The 3,142-nt window shown below is 33.7% G+C and carries 3 protein-coding genes; all 3 read right to left on the reverse strand.

What is annotated here, in order from left to right:
- Window positions 1-1,068, reverse strand: a 1,068-nt coding sequence (locus tag Q0075_RS13080) for a M3 family metallopeptidase (RefSeq protein ID WP_297869899.1), incomplete at its 3' end; no start/stop codon positions are given.
- A 161-nt stretch (window positions 1,069-1,229) separates the two neighbouring features.
- Window positions 1,230-1,712, reverse strand: coding sequence for a 5-(carboxyamino)imidazole ribonucleotide mutase (gene purE, locus Q0075_RS13085; RefSeq protein ID WP_297869901.1), 483 nt, complete (start codon window positions 1,710-1,712; stop codon window positions 1,230-1,232).
- Window positions 1,713-2,056: 344 nt separating this feature from the next.
- Window positions 2,057-3,142 (reverse strand): 5-(carboxyamino)imidazole ribonucleotide synthase (locus tag Q0075_RS13090; protein WP_297869900.1); only part of this gene is annotated, 1,086 nt, incomplete at its 5' end.

Genomic DNA, 3,142 nt, shown 5'->3' on the forward strand with positions numbered 1-3,142 from the left:
GAAATACGGTTTCAACAACTCATCATCCAAACTGAATAATTTTTGTTTCAATTTTTCCGAATAATAAGCGCCATCCCATTTTTCTAGTTGGTCAATTCCGTCAAGTTCTTTAGCGAAAGCGGTTAATTCAGCAAATTCTTTTTGAGCTGCGGGTTTTGCTTTTTCCAATAAATCATTCAAAAACGATTGTACTTTCTCTGGATTTTGCGCCATTCGTTCTTCTAAAACAAAATGCGAATGCGATTGATAACCCAATAAATTAGCACGTTTATGACGTAATTCTACAATTCGTTTTACGTTTTCTTTATTATCGAATTCGTTATCTTGAAATGCTTTTTTTCCTGCTGCGATGGCAATTTCTTTTCGCAACTCACGATTTTCAACATACGTCACAAATGGCAGATAACTTGGAAAATCTAAAGTGAAAACCCAACCTTCCAAATTTTTTGATTTTGCCAAACTTGCCGCCATTTCTTTAGCGCCATCAGGTAAACCTTTTAAATCAGTTTCATTGGTAATGTTCAATTGATAATTATTAGTTTCTGCCAAAACATTTTCTCCGAAAGTCAGTTTTAGTTTGGCTAATTCGGTATCAATCTCGCGAAGTTTTAATTTGTCTTCTTCATTCAGTAAAGCTCCATTTCTAGAAAAACCTTTGAATTTTTTGTCTAATAAAGTCGCTTGTTCAGTTGTTAAATTAAAAGTATCTTTTTGATCATAAACTGCTTTTACTCGTTTGAATAAGTCTTCGTTTAAAGCAATATCGTTACTGAATGCTGTAAGTAAAGGTGAAACTTCTTGTGCAATTTTTTGCATTTCATCACAAGTTTCAGCCGAATTCAAATTGAAGAAAATATTGGATAATCGATCCAAAGCTTCGTCAGAATAATCCAAAGCTTCAATAGTGTTTGAAAAATTAGGAGTTTTTGGATTTTTAACGATTGTATCAATTTCTTCTTTTGCAAGTTCAATTGTTTTTTTAAAAGCCTCTTTATAATCTGAAAGTTTAATCTTATTAAAAGGTGCTGTATTGTATTTTGTTTCAAATTTTTTCAAAAAAAGTGTCATAAAAATTTGTTTTTATCGATAAAGTGTATAATTTTGTCGACGAAATGATGAATGATCGTCCTTTTTGTCCCCAAATCAAAAGAGAGAGAGTAGAATTTTTTATAGTTGTCACTTAATTGTGAGTAGAAACCCCAAATGATTCATTTGGGGTTTTCTGTTTTTTATTTTAATCCCTCAGAAGCTTTTAAAACGGCTTGTTTCAATCCTTCTTTGTAAGCGATTATTTTATCTAAAACGCAATTATCAGAACTACCGATAATTTGTGCGGCTAAGATTCCAGCATTTTTTGCTCCGTTTAAAGCTACAGTTGCCACAGGAACTCCTCCAGGCATTTGTAAAATGGATAAAACCGAATCCCACCCATCAATAGAATTACTCGATTTTACAGGAACTCCAATTACAGGAAGTGGCGACATAGAAGCAACCATTCCAGGTAAGTGAGCCGCACCACCAGCACCAGCAATAATTACTGAAACACCTCTTTCGTGCGCGTATTTACTGAAATCAAATAATTTTTCAGGTGTACGATGTGCCGAAACGATATCTACTTCGGTTTCGATATCAAATCCTTTTAATATGTCGATGGCTTCTTGCATTACCGGCATATCCGAAATGCTTCCCATTATTATTGCTACTTTCATAATTAGCCCCCTAACCCCCAAAGGGGGAATTCCTACTAGGGGTGAGTAGGGTTTATTTTTTTGTTAGTTTTATTCTTAAAATTAAAATTGTTAAAAAACAAATTATATAATTTAAAATGAAATTTTTAAAATTTGAACCGTGTAATAAATCAATCCCATTACAATTGTCACTGACTGCTAGTTGATTATAATAATTTAGTGGAAATCCAATTTTTAAATTAGGAGAAGTTCTATTTATAGTATTAAAAACCAAAGAAAACAGAAAAGATATAAACGACAAAATACAAAACAAAATTGTCGAATAAAAAATAATATGTAAAATCTTTTTTGTCATTTTCAATTCGGTTTTAAATTCCCCCTTTGGGGGTTAGGGGGCTACTAATAACTCTAATACTATTCTTCACTTCCTCAGCAATTCTTCTCGCTTCCGTCATATTTTCATTTACAATGGTAACGTGTCCCATTTTTCGGAAAGGGCGTGTTTCTCTTTTTCCGTAAATATGAGGCGTTACGCCGTCAATTGCCATGATTTTCTCTATGTTTTCGTAAACTACTTGTCCAGAATAGCCTTCTTCACCAACCAAATTTACCATAATTCCGGCAACTTTACTATCGGTGTTTCCTAAAGGTAAGTTTAAAATCGCACGTAAATGATTTTCAAATTGCGAAGTATAACTCGCTTCAATTGAATAATGTCCAGAATTATGTGGGCGAGGAGCGACTTCGTTTACCAAAATTTCATCGTCTTCAGTTTGAAACATTTCAACAGCTAACAAACCAACATGATTGAAGGCTTCCGAAACTTTTAAGGCAACTTCAGTAGCTTTTTGTGCTACTTTTTCATCAATTCGAGCGGGACAAATTACATATTCTACTTGATTCGCTTCAGGATGAAATTCCATTTCTACTACTGGATACGTTTTTATTTCTCCAGAAACAGAACGCGCTACAATTACGGCCAATTCATTTTTAAATGGAACCATTTCTTCAGCAATACATTCTACATCAGGTAATTTTACCAAGTCTAATGCTGAGCGACAAATTTTAACGCCATTTCCGTCGTAACCAAATTGCGCACATTTCCAAACGAATGGAAATTCTAATTTGTCTTTTGCTAACGCATTTCTCAAATCGTTTAAGTCAACAAAACGTTGGTGTGGCGAAGTAGGAATATCGTTTGAAACGTAATAATCTTTTTGTTTTCCTTTGTTTTGAATCAAACGTAAGGTTTTTGGCGAAGGGTAAATCGGTAATCCTTCTTCCTCCAATTTATCTAAAGCGTCTAAATTTACATTTTCAATTTCGATCGTTAACAAATCGACCATTTTACCAAATTGGTAAACCGTATCAAAATCCATTAAACTGCCTTTGTAAAATCCGTTGCAACTATATCGTGCTGGAGCTTCTTCGCTTGGTTCTAAAACTAAAGTTTG

Source organism: uncultured Flavobacterium sp. (assembly GCF_937967675.1).
In the GTDB taxonomy this organism is placed as follows: domain Bacteria; phylum Bacteroidota; class Bacteroidia; order Flavobacteriales; family Flavobacteriaceae; genus Flavobacterium.